12 protein-coding genes are annotated in these 15,007 nt (G+C 37.2%); 2 read left to right on the top strand and 10 right to left on the bottom strand.

From position 1 onward, the window contains the following. From BCR23_RS13340 to cysK, 5 genes are all read right to left on the bottom strand, one after another. The coding region (locus BCR23_RS13340) for an adhesive domain-containing protein (protein WP_069635986.1) at nucleotides 1–3,282 on the bottom strand (3,282 nt) is incomplete at its 3' end. An 874-nt stretch (nucleotides 3,283–4,156) separates the two neighbouring features. Further along, entirely contained in the window at nucleotides 4,157–5,506 is a 1,350-nt protein-coding gene (locus BCR23_RS13330; protein ID WP_069635984.1) for an NADH oxidase, read from the bottom strand. 253 nt (nucleotides 5,507–5,759) lie between these two features. Continuing rightward, nucleotides 5,760–6,140, bottom strand: coding sequence for a RidA family protein (locus BCR23_RS13325; protein ID WP_069635983.1), 381 nt, complete (start codon nucleotides 6,138–6,140; stop codon nucleotides 5,760–5,762). 4 nt (nucleotides 6,141–6,144) lie between these two features. Next, nucleotides 6,145–6,579, bottom strand: a complete 435-nt coding sequence (perR, locus tag BCR23_RS13320) for a peroxide-responsive transcriptional repressor PerR (protein ID WP_069635982.1) — start codon at nucleotides 6,577–6,579, stop codon at nucleotides 6,145–6,147. 192 nt (nucleotides 6,580–6,771) lie between these two features. Further along, the gene (gene cysK / locus BCR23_RS13315; RefSeq protein WP_069635981.1) at nucleotides 6,772–7,701 is read right to left on the bottom strand and encodes a cysteine synthase A; all 930 of its coding nucleotides are present in this window, start codon (nucleotides 7,699–7,701) and stop codon (nucleotides 6,772–6,774) included. A gap of 182 nt (nucleotides 7,702–7,883) precedes the next feature. On the opposite strand from cysK, the gene BCR23_RS13310 reads away from it, so the two are divergent. Next, nucleotides 7,884–8,879, top strand: a complete 996-nt coding sequence (locus BCR23_RS13310; protein WP_069635980.1) for a 4-hydroxy-3-methylbut-2-enyl diphosphate reductase — start codon at nucleotides 7,884–7,886, stop codon at nucleotides 8,877–8,879. A gap of 54 nt (nucleotides 8,880–8,933) precedes the next feature. Here the strand turns inward: BCR23_RS13310 and BCR23_RS13305 are convergent, their stop codons facing one another. From BCR23_RS13305 to BCR23_RS13295, 3 genes are all read right to left on the bottom strand, one after another. Further along, entirely contained in the window at nucleotides 8,934–9,788 is an 855-nt protein-coding gene (locus BCR23_RS13305; RefSeq protein WP_069635979.1) for a glucosaminidase domain-containing protein, read from the bottom strand. Between the two features lie 329 nt (nucleotides 9,789–10,117). After that, nucleotides 10,118–12,112, bottom strand: a complete 1,995-nt coding sequence (tkt, locus tag BCR23_RS13300) for a transketolase (protein ID WP_069635978.1) — start codon at nucleotides 12,110–12,112, stop codon at nucleotides 10,118–10,120. Between the two features lie 98 nt (nucleotides 12,113–12,210). Next, a complete protein-coding gene (locus BCR23_RS13295; RefSeq protein WP_069635977.1) occupies nucleotides 12,211–12,453 on the bottom strand; it encodes a DUF896 family protein in 243 nt (80 codons plus the stop codon). Nucleotides 12,454–12,831: 378 nt separating this feature from the next. On the opposite strand from BCR23_RS13295, the gene lexA reads away from it, so the two are divergent. Next, the gene (gene lexA / locus BCR23_RS13290; protein ID WP_069635976.1) at nucleotides 12,832–13,452 is read left to right on the top strand and encodes a transcriptional repressor LexA; all 621 of its coding nucleotides are present in this window, start codon (nucleotides 12,832–12,834) and stop codon (nucleotides 13,450–13,452) included. Between the two features lie 69 nt (nucleotides 13,453–13,521). Here lexA and BCR23_RS13285 read toward each other — a convergent pair whose 3' ends face one another. Next, nucleotides 13,522–14,031, bottom strand: coding sequence for a dihydrofolate reductase (locus BCR23_RS13285; protein WP_083241972.1), 510 nt, complete (start codon nucleotides 14,029–14,031; stop codon nucleotides 13,522–13,524). Between the two features lie 20 nt (nucleotides 14,032–14,051). Continuing rightward, complete coding sequence (locus BCR23_RS13280; protein ID WP_069635974.1) at nucleotides 14,052–14,999, bottom strand: thymidylate synthase; 948 nt, start codon at nucleotides 14,997–14,999, stop codon at nucleotides 14,052–14,054. Nucleotides 15,000–15,007: the final 8 nt, after the last annotated feature.

Here is a 15,007-nt window from a genome sequence, read left to right as displayed (position 1 = left end):
AGGCGTTGCTGTTCCCGTTACTGTATAGCCCGTTGCAGATGTACCTGTTACTCCTGTTACTGTCGGTGCTGGAACAACTACTGGATCTGCTGGCGTTGTAAACGGTGTACCCGCACTTGTATTTCCAGCTCCATCAGTTGCTGTTGCTGTTAATTGCTCATTTGGTGTTGCTGCTCCTGTTGGAATCACGAGTGTATAATTTCCGCTTGGATCTGCTATTGCTGTACCAATAACAGTACCACCAGAATTTTTAATTGTTACAATATCTCCTGCTGGCGCTGTACCTGTCACTGTATAACCTGTTCCTGAGTTCCCAGTTACACTTGTTACTGTTGGTGAAGTAACAACCACAGGATCTGCTGGTGTTGTAAATGGTGTTGCAGTACTTTGATTTCCAGCTGGATCAGATGCAATAGCTTTCAACTGTTCAACTGGTGTTGCTAAACCTGCTGGAATGGTTACTGTATAGTTTCCTCCTGCATTCGCTACCGCTGTACCAATTACTGTTCCGCCTGTATTCTTGATTGACACTGTATCTCCAGGCGTTGCTGTTCCCGTTACTGTATAGCCCGTTGCAGATGTACCTGTTACTCCTGTTACTGTCGGTGCTGGAACAACTACTGGATCTGCTGGCGTTACAAACGATGTGCCAGCACTTGTATTTCCGGCTCCATCTGTCGCTGTTGCTGTTAATTGTTCATTTGGCGAAGCTGCTCCTGTTGGAATTACAAGTGTGTAATTTCCGCTTGGATCTGCTATTGCCGTACCAATCACTGTTCCGCCAGCATTTTTAACGGTTACAACATCTCCTGCTGGCGCTGTTCCTGTTACTGTATAACCTGTTCCAGAGTTTCCAGTCACGCTTGTTACTGTTGGCGCTGGAACAACTACTGGGTCTGCTGGAGTTGTAAATGGTGTTGCAGTACTTTGATTTCCTGCTGGATCAGATGCAATAGCTTTCAACTGTTCAACTGGTGTTGCTAAACCTGCTGGAATGGTTACTGTATAGTTTCCTCCTGCATTCGCTACCGCTGTACCAATCACTGTTCCGCCAGTATTTTTGATTGTCACAGTGTCTCCAGGTGTTGCTGTTCCTGTTACTGTATAGCCTGTTGCAAATGTTCCAGTCACACCTGTCACAGTCGGCGCTGGGACCACTACTGGATCTGCTGGCGTTGTAAACGGTGTGCCTGTACTTGAATTTCCTGCTCCATCTGTTGCAACTGCAGTTAATTGTTCATTTGGTGTTGCTAAACCAACTGGAACTATCGCTGTATAGTTTCCACTAGGATCAGCAATTGCTGTACCAATAACAGTGCCACCTGGATTTTTAATTGATACTGTATTTCCTGGTGTAGCTGTCCCTGTTACCGTATAGCCTGTGGCAGAGTTTCCAGTTACACTCGTTACTGTTGGCGCTGGAACAACTACTGGATCTGCTGGCGTTGTAAATGGTGTTGCTGGACTTTGGTTGCCGTTTCCATCCGAAGCAGTTGCTGTCAATGCTTCTTCAGGTGTAGCTAAACCTGTAGGAATTGTTACCGTGAAATTTCCACTTGCATCTGCTGTTGCTGTACCAATAATAGTACCGCCGGCATTTTTAATTGATACAGTATCTCCAGCTGGTGCTGTCCCTGTTACTGTATAGCCAGTTGCAGATGTTCCTGTTACCCCAGTCACAGTTGGTGCTGGAATTACTACTGGATCCGCTGGCGTTGTGAATGGTGTAGGTGTACTTTGATTGCCGCTTCCATCAACAGCCACAGCTTTTAATGCTTCACTAGCTGTCGCTTGGCCTTGCGGGATTGTTGCACTAAAATTACCACTTCCATCAGCAGTCGCTGTTCCAATAACAGTGCCGCCGGCATTAAGAATATTTACTGTATTACCAGCTGTTGCTGTCCCTGTTACTGTATAACCAGTACCAGATGTTCCTGTTGTATTTGTTACAACTGGAGCTGCTACAGCAGTTGGGTCTGCAGGGGTCGTAAATGGTGTAGGTGTACTTTGATTGCCACTTCCATCAACTGCAACGGCAGTTAAAGCTTCACTAGCTGTTGCTTGACCTTGCGGGATTGTTGCGCTAAAGTTCCCACTTCCATCAGCAGTCGCTGTTCCAATAACAGTACCACCAGCATTAAGAATATTCACTGTATCGCCAGCTGTCGCTGTACCTGTTACTGTATAACCTGTTGTAGATGTTCCTGTTGTGTTTGTTACTATAGGCGCTGGAACAACTACTGCAGTTCCTGCATAGTAGATGTCAGAAACACCATTCGCAGTGTTTAATAGATTAACGTCAATGGTATCGGTCTGTACGACTGTACCAACAAATTTTGCATCTAAGTTTTGCGACAAGTTAGTTGGGCTAACAACTGTTGTAGGGATATCAATAGTTGTTGAACCTAATACAGATGCATCTAATAATTGATTGAACCCAGTTCCACCTGCTTGAACTAATGGTAACGCTACATCAATAGCTGTATCAACAGCTAATTTTACTGGTGCTAAAGCTGTATTAATAATCAAAGCTGATGCCGGTCCTGTTAGACCAATTCCAGTTGCATGTAAAGCATCAACCGCTGATTTTAAGTCTTGAAGTATCGTTGTAACATTTTGTGATAATACCAATCCCAAACCATCATCAATATTTGCACTGATATATGAGCCATCAGCCGAAAGTGTTGGTGTTGAACTGAATGATGCGCTTCCGAAATTTTCAATATTATTTAATAGATTTAATTGTTGTTGAACAGCAGTTAAATCAAGGGTAACCCCAGTTAATGAAGCTACCGTACCACTAGTAATTTGGGTTAATAAGGTTGCTAAATTATTGGCTGCTGTTAATGTGTTTGTTAAAAATGATACTTGACCAACCGTAATTGTCACATTCGTATTGATCGTTGCTGATCCATTTGGTGTTACTTTTCCATTTAATTCAGTAGGGATAGTTAATACTCCTTGTTTTGTTCCGGTATTAATAACAGAACCACCTACTAGAGCACTTCCTGAAATCGTAAAATCAACATTTTTTGTAGAGCCATCCGATGCCCACGGACTTCCACTAGTTGTTCCACTATTATTAGAACTGGTGATATTAGATAAAATTTCTGCATCCAAAATCGCTGCTGAAGCAGTAATCCCCCCGGGTAAATAAAAGGTCAATGGGACTGTTAAAGGTGCAATAACCAAACTACTTGTTAAAACAAGCGATAATGCACGATACTTATTCTGTTTTTTTGATTTATTATTACCTTTTTTCTTTTGTTTATCATTTTTCATAATTATCCTCCTCCTGCATTTAAACAAATATTACAAAACAAATGGATTTAGAAGCTTGTTAAAACCAATAGACACTCTCCTTTCGCAAAATGTGAGCAACGTAAAAATTTATTTAAGCTTCTACCTATGGATTTTATAACCTTTATAATATTTTTGGAAATGATATGAATCGAAAAAACTTATTTTTTTTTAATAAGAACATAAAAAAACGGATGTCCTTTTTTAAAAAAACAAACAAAAACCACTAATAACAATGTTTAAAGCCCTTGTATATACTATTTTAATTTTAATGAAAATAATTTTAGACCCAGAATGAATATTATCAATATAATATGAAGTTTTACAAAAAAAACAATGTATGCGTTATCAATTTTTCGAGGTAAAAAAGAATTGGAATTAAATTTTTTAACAATGTCATTAAAAAACAAGAAATCTTGAAAACACTGCTCTTTACTATACTTTATTAATCTTTTGTTTTTATACTTTTCCAATAATAGATTTACGTACTCTTTCATTCCAAAAAAATTAATAAACGGATCACTAAAAAACACATTGATAAGCATTATGATTCCAAATATTCACCGAAAATAAAGGCTAGCATCACTCTCAAAAAATAATACTCAGTCAAAGATTAATCTCCAAATACGTTAGTAAAACCAACAATACTATTCCCAATAACACCTATTACCGATTCTTCTGTTATAATGTTTCTCTCAAAAACACTCATCAACGCTCATAAGAAACGTAGAGCATGATCAACCCACTAATTCAATTAAAACAATGGGCAACAAAACAATACAATGAGCACACTATAATTCTTTTAGAATAAAAAAACTAGAGTTAGATATAAACCCAACTCTAGTTTTTTTATTTATTATTTTTTAGCAATATCGTTTAACGCTGCTTGTGCTAACAAATTCAAATAGTTCCAAGGACGATCAAAATGCGGTTGGAAGAAGAAATCTGATAAAGCCAAATCTTCTACGGTCATATTATTTTGAACGGCTAATGATAACGTATTAGCTGACTGTGTAATGTCGTATTTAGACATTAACTGTCCACCTACAATACGATTTGTTCCTTTTTCATAAACCAGCTCCATCATTACATTTTCAGTTGTTGGCATAAATTCTGGTCGATAGTTATCTTCGAATTGTGTTGCCGAAACTTCTAAATTGTTCATTTTTGCACTTTCCAAAGTAACACCTGTTGATCCGATTTTCCACCCAAACAAGTATAGGCCAGAAGTTCCCTGAGTTCCACGGTAAGCTAGTTTTTCGTCAGTTAAATTATATCCAACAAGCATTCCTTGACGGACAGCATTTGTGGCTAAAGGAATATAATTAGTTGAATTACTTGGATTATAGTGTACAACTGCACTATCACCTGCAGCAAGAATATCGGGGTTGCTTGATCTCATATATTCATCAACTACAATAGCTCCATTTGGTAACATATCAACTTTGTCATTAAGTAATACTGTGTTTGGTGTAAACCCAACACACATAATAACCATATCCGCTTCAAATTCTTGGCTAGGGGTAATTACTTTATTCACATGTCCACTTACATCTGATTTGAATTCTTGAACATTTTCACCTAAAGCTAAAGTCACACCGCGATCCACCAGTTCTTTTTCTAAAACATCCGTGAAAGGCTTGTCTAAATATTTGTTTAAAATACGATCTAGTCCATCGATTAAAGTAACTTCTTTTCCAGATTCTACGAATGCTTCTACTAATTCAATACCAATGTATCCGCCGCCTACAACGACAACTTTTTTCGCTTCTTTCGCTCGTTCAATAATTACATTCGCTTGGTTGTAGTTTTTACATAATAAAATATTTTCAGCCTCAATCCCCTTGATTGGCGGAACAATCGGCCATGATCCAGTTGTCATTACTAATTTATCATAGGAAACGGTTTCTTCAATACCCGTTTGAATATCTTTTGCAGTGACTGTTTTATGATTAACATCTATTGTTTCAACGTCATGTTCCATTTTTACAGTAGCTCCAAGGGACGCAAGTTCTTCAGGACTTGAATAAAACAAGCTAGCTGCTTCTTTCACGACTCCTCCTACATATAGAGCGATACCGCATGATAAAAATGATACATTATCATTTCGTTCATATACGATTACCTCCGCATTTGGGTGATTTGTTAAAATACTTTTGACTGCAGCAGTTCCTGCATGCGTACATCCTACGACTACGACTTTCATTTTGTAAATCCCTTCTTTCAAGTTAAATTTTTCACCAATGAGTTCATTACGAATCTATTGGTATATTAGTAATATAACAAAGTGAAAGGGCACTTTCTAGTACTTTGTTTGTGAATTCAAAGATTATTTTTTCACAAACTCTTCTGTTTTTAACTGTTTTTTCATTTATTATCGCTGAAAAATAATAAAAAAGCTGATTTTACAACAAAAAAAGCTGAGAAATAATCATTTCTCAGCTTGTGAAAGTAAGGTATTATTCAGTTACTTCTGCAATAATTTCTATTTCAATAAGAACATCTTTTGGCAATCGGGCTACTTCAACTGCAGAACGTGCTGGCAATTGACTTGTAAAAGCTGAAGCATATACATCATTAAAAGCGACAAAATCATTCATATTCTTTAAAAAACAAGTCGTTTTTACAATATGATTAAAATCACTGCCTACTTCTTCTAAAATTGCTGCAATATTTTTCAGAACTTGTTTTGTTTGTTCTTCTATTGTAGAACCAACAACTTCCCCAGTTTCAGGACTTAAAGGGACTTGACCTGAAGCAAATAATAACCCATTCACAATATTCCCTTGTACATAAGGTCCAATTGCTTTTGGTGCTTTATCCGTATGAATAGATTTCATTTTCTCACTCCTTTTCTTTTTGGCACTCTGGACATAGTCCGTAAAGTTCTAGTCTGTGTTCGTTAATCTCAAAACCTGTCAATTTACTCGCTGCCATTTCTACATCTTCCAAACCCGGATAATGAAAATCGACAATCTTACCACAGTTTTGGCAAATGGCATGGTAATGTTTTTTTGAACTAAAATCAAAGCGACTTGATGCATCACCATAATTCATTTCTTGAACAAAACCGATATCTGTAAATAAACGTAAATTATTATATACAGTAGCTACACTCATATTAGGAAAACGATCTTCTAATGAACGATAAATTTCATCTGCTGTTGGATGGCTATGATTCTCAATTAGATATTCTAGAATTGCATATCTTTGAGGAGTAATACGAATATTGGCTTCTTTTAACTCTTCAAGTGCGTTCTTTACCAATATATTGTCCATTTGTCTCCCTCCCAGTCTTTCTTTCTTAAATAATACTATTTCTAATCTATCTTTACAAGAATTATTAAAGAATAAAACAGGAAATACCCGTTCTATCTCTTTAATTATTTGAATTAATATAACAATTACATACTTTTTGTTTGAATTATGTACAAGGAAGCTGTGGCATCCGCTTCCTTTCTTAGTTAAAAGTTATTCAGAAAACTCATAAAGAGCTGTTGAAAGATACCTCTCACCGTTATCTGGTATTACTGTTAAAACTTTTTTCCCTACGCCCAACTCCTTAGCAATAACCAAAGCTGCATAAACTGCGGCACCTGCGGATATCCCTGCTAACAGTCCTTCTTTTATTGCCAATTGTCTAGCGGTTTCAATAGCAGTGTCACTGGGGACTGCTATAATTCTATCATAAATTTCTGTATCCAATACTTTGGGAACAAAACCTGCACCAATTCCCTGGATTTTATGCGGTCCAGGTGTTCCACCTTCTAAAACAGGTGACTCTGTTGGTTCAACTGCAATAATTGAAATACCAGGATAGACACGTTTCAATTCTCTACCAACGCCTGTTATTGTTCCTCCTGTACCCACACCAGCAACAAAGACATCTAAACCTGCAGGACCAAAGGCATCTTGAATTTCTTTTCCAGTTGTCTTTTCATGTGTTTCTGCATTCGCTGGATTTTCAAATTGCATAGGCATAAAGTAACCATCTGTTTTTGATAGTTCAGTCGCCTTGGCGATAGCTCCTTTCATTCCTTCGGAACCTGGAGTTAATAATAGTTCAGCGCCATACGCTTTCATCAATTTTCTGCGTTCAATACTCATTGTATCAGGCATAACAATCACAACTTTATATCCTTTAGCCGCTCCTACCATTGCTAAACCAATCCCAGTATTTCCACTCGTTGGTTCAATAATCGTATCTCCAGTTTTAAGTTTGCCGCTCTTTTCAGCTTGATTGATCATATTTAATGCGATTCGATCTTTTACACTTCCGCCTGGATTAAAAAATTCCAGTTTCACATAAACATCCGCTGCATCTTCTGGAACCATATGATTTAACTTTACAATCGGTGTTTTCCCAATTAACTCTGTAACTGAATTAAAAATTTGAGTCATATTATATTCCTCCATTTTTCTATTTTACAGATAAAACTTCTCTTGTTTTATAATAGCTTATATAGCGCTATATGGCTATTAATTTGTTAGTGTAAGCTAATTGATAGCTAGTCTTTAAACAAATTTAACAAAAATGGTGTATATTATAGAAGACTAAAAAAAGTAAATAGGGGTATCTATAAATGAAAATTATAAATATTAGCCCACGTGGCTATTGTTATGGGGTAGTAGATGCAATGGTTATAGCTAGAAATGCTTCTCTAGACGAAACATTGCCTCGCCCGATCTATATTTTAGGAATGATCGTTCATAATCAACATGTAACCGATGCTTTTGAAAGTGTTGGCATCCGCACGTTAGAAGGAGAAAATCGCGAAGAGATCTTAGCTAAAGTCGATCATGGAACAGTTATCTTCACTGCTCATGGCACATCCCCTAGGGTAAAAGAACTGGCCATCGAAAAAGGCTTAACTGTGATTGATGCGACTTGCCCAGACGTAATAATTACGCATGAATTGATTGCCGAGAAAACAGCTGAAGGCTATGAAATCATCTATATCGGAAAGAAAAATCACCCTGAACCCGAAGGTGCACTAGGTGTGTCTCCTGAACACGTTCACTTAGTCTCTAATTCAGACGATATCTCTGCCTTAACATTAACAGCTGATAAAATTTTTGTTACCAATCAAACAACAATGAGCCAATGGGATGTAAGTGACTTAATGGATGAAATACAAGAAAAGTATCCTCATGTAGTGATTCATAAAGATATTTGCAAAGCTACCCAAGTTCGTCAAGAAGCCGTTGTGGAACAAGCCCGAGGATGTGATTTAACCATTGTTGTAGGTGATCCTAAAAGTAATAATAGCAATCGCTTAGCTCAAGTTTCAATTGAACAAGCTGGGGTTCATGCTTATCGAATCTCTGATGTTTCACAAATTGATCCCCAGTGGTTGGTTAATGTCGAACAAATTGCAGTTACAGCAGGCGCTTCTACTCCTACACAAATTGTTCGTGAGGTTATTGAATATTTAAAGAATTTTGATGCAAACGATTCTTCAACTCATAAGCAACATTCAAAAACAACACCAGAAGCGATTTTACCTAGACCAAGAATTAAGGATCTAACAAAAAATCGTCAACGCCGACTAGACGAACTACGTTCTGGAAAAAGATAAAAAAGAAAACTCTCAAAGATTGCCATGAAAAACGACAGTCTTTTGAGAGTTTTTTTATGCAATTTTCAGTACTTGTCCTACTGTAATTAATTCAGCAGTTAACCCATTAAGAGACATAAGCTGGTCAACTGAAAGACCACTTTTTTCAGCTATAGCCCAAAGCGTATCACCTGAAACAACTGTATACGTGTTCGCAGTTGTTTCTACCGAGCTGCCTCCACTTTGTCCAAGTGCTGTTATGTCAAATGTTGTATTTCCGTTTGTATTTGCTCCCCAGTCATAATCAGTTAAATTATACGTTGCAATTAGCCAGTTTAGCTTGCTCGCATAATCTGGATCTGTTGCATAACGTCCTGCCAAAGCTGCTGTAGCATCTGTATAATTTGATGTATTGCTTTTCCACACACCTGAATAATGATAGTTTCCATTAGAAGCTAGGGTTGTTCTAATAACATTAGCGTGATCTTGAAATGAGTCTGCGTATGAAGGATAACTTCTAAAAGGTTCGTTCATGGTAACCCATTCTCCATTTAAATATTCTGAAGTAGGCATATAAACTGTTTGACCACCATAACTACCTTTCACACCAAATAAATTATAATTGGGCGCTGCAGCCAACCCAGACGTACCATAGCTGCTTTCTAACAGTGCTTGAGCAATCATTACAGATGCATATAAATCATTAGCACTCGCAACCGAAGCAGCAGAATAACCAATCGAATCAATAAATGCTTGCGGAGAAGATGCTCCTTGCTGATCAATTTCTGTTGCCTGTACACCTACAGGTAGTAAATTACTTGCAACAGGAAGAAAAACCAATGAAGTCCCTAGTGCCGCTGCGATCTTTTTACTACTGATAGTGTGCACTTTATTTTGATGCCTACTGCTTCTTGTTATTTTTTCTTCCATTCCTTTGTCCTCCTTGATAGAACATCATACTCATATTCTACTCGGGTATCTTTTTATAAACAATTATTTACTCCCGATTCTTGAATTTTTAAAGGATATGTAACTTATTTGAAATTTTTGTTTTATTAAAAAACAAATTTTTGTTCCGTTATTATTACACGGTGTAGATAATTCGTATATTTTTATGAATAGAAACCCTTTAATACCCATTTTATTAAAAAAAATTAATTTACCGAAAAAACATTTCTTTTATTTGTTTTTTGTTTCATTTTCATTACTTAAATATTACAAAAAAAAGGATGGGAGCTTCCCCATCCTTTTTAGATTGCTTATAAGTTATTATATTTTGCTACAACATTTTCAGTAGTGAAACCAAATTCTCTCAATACTAAATCTCCTGGAGCTGACGCACCAAAATGATTGATTGTCACAGTCGTACCTGCTGTACCTACATAACGTTCCCAACCAAATGGTGAAGCAGCTTCGATCGCTACCCGTTTTGTTATATTTTTAGGTAAAACAGACTCTTTATATTCCTCTGTTTGTTTTTCAAACAAATCAAAACTTGGCATCGAAACAACAGAAACATCCTTACCTTGTTCTGCCAGTGCTTTTTGAGCTTCTATTGCTAAATTCACTTCAGATCCAGTTGCAATCAAGATTCCTTCAGGTTTAGCACCTTTTTGTGGAGAAATCACATATGCACCTTTTTGAACAAACTCAGAAGCTTTTTCTTTTGTCCCTTCGATAACTGGTAAATTTTGACGACTCAATACCAAAACAGTTGGTGCATCTTTTGTAGTCATTGCAAGTTTCCAAGCAGCAACTGTCTCGTTACCATCAGCAGGGCGTAAAACTTGCACACCAGGCATACAGCGAATGCTTGCTAATTGTTCAACAGGTTCATGGGTCGGACCGTCTTCTCCAACTGCTACAGAATCATGCGTTAACACATAAGTTACAGGTGTATTTTGAATAGCAGCTAAACGGAGTGCTGGACGTAAGTAATCCGTAAACACAAAGAATGTTCCGCCATAAACTCTGCTTCCACCATGTAATTGAATACCATTCATTGCCGCTGCCATCGCAAATTCACGAACACCAAACCAAATATTACGACCTTCATATTGTCCAGGTTCAAAATCTTTTTCAGCTGCCACCATCGTATTATTTGATGCAGATAAATCAGCAGAACCACCCCAGAAACTAGGTACAGTTTTTGAAATTGCTTGGATTGTTTCTTTGCTAGTTACACGGCTTGCTGCGCTTGATCCTACTTCATATGTTGGTAAGTCTTTGTCCCAATTTTCAGGAAGTTGATCTGCAAAAGCTTGCTGGAACTGTTTAGCTAGTTCTGGATGTTCTTTTTCATAATTCTTGAACATATTATTCCAGTTATCTTCTGCTTTCCCACCTTTTTCAACCACCGCTTCTTTAAAACGGGCAGCTACTTCGTTAGGAACTGTAAAATCAGGATATTCCCAACCATAAACAGCTTTAGCAGCAGCAATTCCTTCAGCGCCAATTGGTGCACCATGAACAGAAGAAGTACCTTCTTTTGGAGCTCCATAGCCAATCACAGTTTTAACTTCAATTAAAGTTGGTTTGTCAGATTCAGCCTTTGCTGCTTCGATTGCATTAGAAATAGCTTCTAAATCATTCCCATCCTTAACTAAAATATGTTGCCAACCATAAGCTTCGTAACGGTCACCAACATTTTCAGTGAACGCTTTTGATGTTGGCCCATCCAAAGAGATATCATTTGAATCATATAACACGATCAATTTGCCTAATTTCATGTGACCTGCCATTGAACTTGCTTCTTGAGAAACACCTTCCATCAAGTCACCATCACCGCACAATGCATACGTATAGTGATCAATTACAGGGAAGCTATCACGATTATACACTGCTGCAGTGTGAGCTTCAGCCATCGCCATACCAACTGCCATCGCAATTCCTTGACCTAGTGGACCAGTTGTCGCTTCCACACCATCAGTAAAATGGACTTCAGGATGCCCAGGTGTTTTACTATCCCATTGGCGGAAACTTTTAAGATCATCTATCGTAACGTTGTAGCCTGCTAAGTGAAGCAAACTATAGAGCATTGCTGATCCATGACCTGCAGAAAGAACAAAGCGATCTCTGTCAGCCCATTTTCTTGATGTTTTAGGATTTACTTTTAAATGTTTTGTCCAAAGTGCATAAGCCATAGGTGCAGCACCCATTGGTAGTCCAGGATGGCCTGAATTTGCTTTTTGTACTGCTTCGATACTTAGTGTACGAATCGTATTGACGCCTAACTGATCAGTGTTGTCGAACAAAAAAATCATCTCCTATTTAGGTTTTTTTTACCTTTATTAGTTATATTTTATCGTATTTTGTTTATGAAAGCAATTACTTTTAGTAAAATAAACTAAAATTATTCTCGATTGTGTAATCCTTTGGCCTTTTGAATTTCTTTTAACTTTTCAGGTGTGACGTCATTTCCGTTTGGATCAACAACTTTCATTCCTTCAATATGGTGACGCATTCCGCCGCGAAAAGCAGCTAAGTACTCTTGTCTCAGTATTTTTTGTTCATGTTTTTCGTTTTCATTTAGTTCAGTTTCTTTTGCTTTTTTAGCAAGTTCATTTATTCGGTTCATTTTTTCTTTTGATAGCATGTTTATCCTCCTTAAAATTTAAAAAGCTGAACTTGTCCAACCTTCATTGGGAAATAAAAATAACGAAGAAGATATTTTTATCTTATTCATGTTTCGATTTTTTACGAAATTCCCCAAAAATGTAATAAGATATTAGTCAAAACATTCGTATAACAAAACATGTTTACTTTCCATGTCTATCTTATAAGATGAGCTTCGAAAACACAACCATATTCTTGATAAAACAGGAAAATAACTTTTTATTCTTAGGTAATCATTTTTTTCAGTAACTTCAATAAAAAGTTTAGCTTTAATTTTTCAAAAAAACACGAACGCTTGTTTGATTCCTTCGTAAAACTATGGTACACTGAAAATATAAATCGAAAGAAGGTGCGGGTTGTGGTGAAACGTACAGACACAAGGCAAATTGAAGTACTAAAATATATATACGAACAAGTTGAACTCAAGGGCTATCCCCCGACCGTTCGGGAAATCGGAAAAGCAGTTGATCTTTCGTCAACCTCCACGGTTCACGGACACTTAGCGCGCTTGGAGAAAAAAGGGCTGATTTTACGCGACCCAACAAAACCAAGAGCCATTGAACTAACTACAGAAGGTTTAGAAAGAATCGGTATTCGCCCGTCGATTATTCCAATGTTAGGAGTCGTTACAGCCGGAGAACCTATACTAGCTGTCGAAGAAGCATCTGACTTTTTCCCTCTTCCTCCTGATTTAAAATCAGAAGAAAATGCTTTGTTTATGTTAACAATTCGGGGCGAAAGTATGATTAATGCTGGAATACTAGATGGTGATCAAGTTATTGTTCGCAAGCAAAGTGATGCGTCTAACGGAGATATCGTTATCGCAATGACTGATGAAGACGAAGCTACATGTAAACGATTCTTCAAGGAAACAGATCATGTTCGTTTACAACCAGAAAATGATGCTTTAGAGCCTATTATTTTAAATAATGTGAGTATCTTAGGTAAAGTTGTTGGATTATATCGCAATCATATTTAAAACATAAAAAACATACTACCTTAATAGTATGTTTTTTATGTTTTTCCATTACTTTATTCAAACGTTCTATCAGTTTATTTGTTCAGATGAAACTTTTCGTTGATATGTTTCAAATTGATAAGCATAATGATTTTCTTCATCTTGCTCACCTTCACTTAAATTAATCAATGTCCAATCATCCCAGGAAACAATAGGGAATTTTGCATCTCCTTCGAAGGTATGATGGATAAGAGTCCGGTACAACACGTCACAATGAGGTAAAAAATCCTCATAAATTGCTGAACCACCAGCAATAAATGTAATGCCCGTGAACGTTTTTGCATAATCAAGTACTTCTTCTATTGTATGAAACACAATGACTCCTTGTGCCTGATAGTCTTTATCTCTCGTCATCACGATTGTTTGACGATTTGGCAATGGACGACTTCCCATCCCTTCAAAAGTCTTTCTTCCCATAACGATTGTATTGTCTTCGGTCATTTGCTTAAAAAATTTTAAATCATTTGGCAAATGCCAAGGTAACCGATTTTTTTTACCGATTGTCCCTTGCTCATCTTGTGCCCATATGGCTGCTAACATCAGGAAGCACTCCTTTCAAGTTATACGGCGATTGGCGCCTTAATTGCTGGATGTGGGTCATATCCTTCAATAACAATATCTTCCATATCGAAATCAAAAACAGATTGCTTTTCTTGATTCAATTTTAAAGTAGGAAATGATCGAACATCCCTAGAGAGTTGTTCACTCATTTGATCAATATGATTGGTGTATAAATGAGCGTCTCCTATCGTATGAACAAAATCTCCCACTTCTAATCCAGTTTCATGTGCAATTAAATGCGTCAACAAGGCATAACTAGCGATATTAAATGGCACACCAAGAAAAACATCCCCACTGCGTTGATACAACTGACAACTTAATTTACCATCATTTACGTAAAACTGAAACATGGTATGACATGGCGGTAACGCCATGGAAGGAACATCTTCAGGATTCCAAGCAGAAACAATCAAGCGACGTGAATCGGGCGTTTCTTTTATCATATTAATAACATTTTTTAATTGGTCAATAAACTCACCATCTTTTGTTTCCCAATGGCGCCACTGTGCACCATAAATGTTGCCTAACTCACCATACTTAGCAGCAAAAACTTCATCGGTCAAAATCCTATCACAAAATTCTTTGTGTTCTTTTTCGTAACTGTCTTTAAACACTTCATCTATCAACACTCGACGACCAAAATCTGTCATATCTGGACCATGGTAATCTGAACTTTTTATATAGCGTTCAAAAGCCCATTCATCCCAAATATGGTTGTTGTGTTGTAATAAATAACGAATATTGGTATCTCCTTTTAAAAACCATAAGAGCTCACTTTTAATTAAACCAAATGGTACCCGTTTCGTTGTTAGAAGTGGAAACCCTTCAGAGAGATCAAAACGCATTTGATGACCAAAAATACTGCGTGTTCCTGTCCCAGTGCGATCTTCTTTTAAGTGACCTTCCTCTAAAATTTTGCGGCCTAATGCTAAGTATGTTTCTTCCATAGATACTG

This window comes from Enterococcus quebecensis, assembly GCF_001730365.1.
GTDB lineage: Bacteria > Bacillota > Bacilli > Lactobacillales > Enterococcaceae > Enterococcus_L > Enterococcus_L quebecensis.
Note: the sequence above shows the minus strand (reverse complement) of the source record. Positions and strands in the feature narration are given on the sequence as shown.

What these genes read in the sequence shown, in the direction of transcription:
- BCR23_RS13280 (WP_069635974.1), bottom strand. Translation starts at nt 14,999, where the DNA reads ATGGAAGAAACATACTTAGCATTAGGCCGCAAAATTTTAGAGGAAGGT.
- cysK (WP_069635981.1), bottom strand. Translation starts at nt 7,701, where the DNA reads ATGACTCAAATTTTTAATTCAGTTACAGAGTTAATTGGGAAAACACCG.
- BCR23_RS13295 (WP_069635977.1), bottom strand. Translation starts at nt 12,453, where the DNA reads ATGCTATCAAAAGAAAAAATGAACCGAATAAATGAACTTGCTAAAAAA.
- perR (WP_069635982.1), bottom strand. Translation starts at nt 6,579, where the DNA reads ATGGACAATATATTGGTAAAGAACGCACTTGAAGAGTTAAAAGAAGCC.
- BCR23_RS13310 (WP_069635980.1), top strand. Translation starts at nt 7,884, where the DNA reads ATGAAAATTATAAATATTAGCCCACGTGGCTATTGTTATGGGGTAGTA.
- BCR23_RS13285 (WP_083241972.1), bottom strand. Translation starts at nt 14,031, where the DNA reads ATGTTAGCAGCCATATGGGCACAAGATGAGCAAGGGACAATCGGTAAA.
- BCR23_RS13305 (WP_069635979.1), bottom strand. Translation starts at nt 9,788, where the DNA reads ATGGAAGAAAAAATAACAAGAAGCAGTAGGCATCAAAATAAAGTGCAC.
- BCR23_RS13330 (WP_069635984.1), bottom strand. Translation starts at nt 5,506, where the DNA reads ATGAAAGTCGTAGTCGTAGGATGTACGCATGCAGGAACTGCTGCAGTC.
- BCR23_RS13325 (WP_069635983.1), bottom strand. Translation starts at nt 6,140, where the DNA reads ATGAAATCTATTCATACGGATAAAGCACCAAAAGCAATTGGACCTTAT.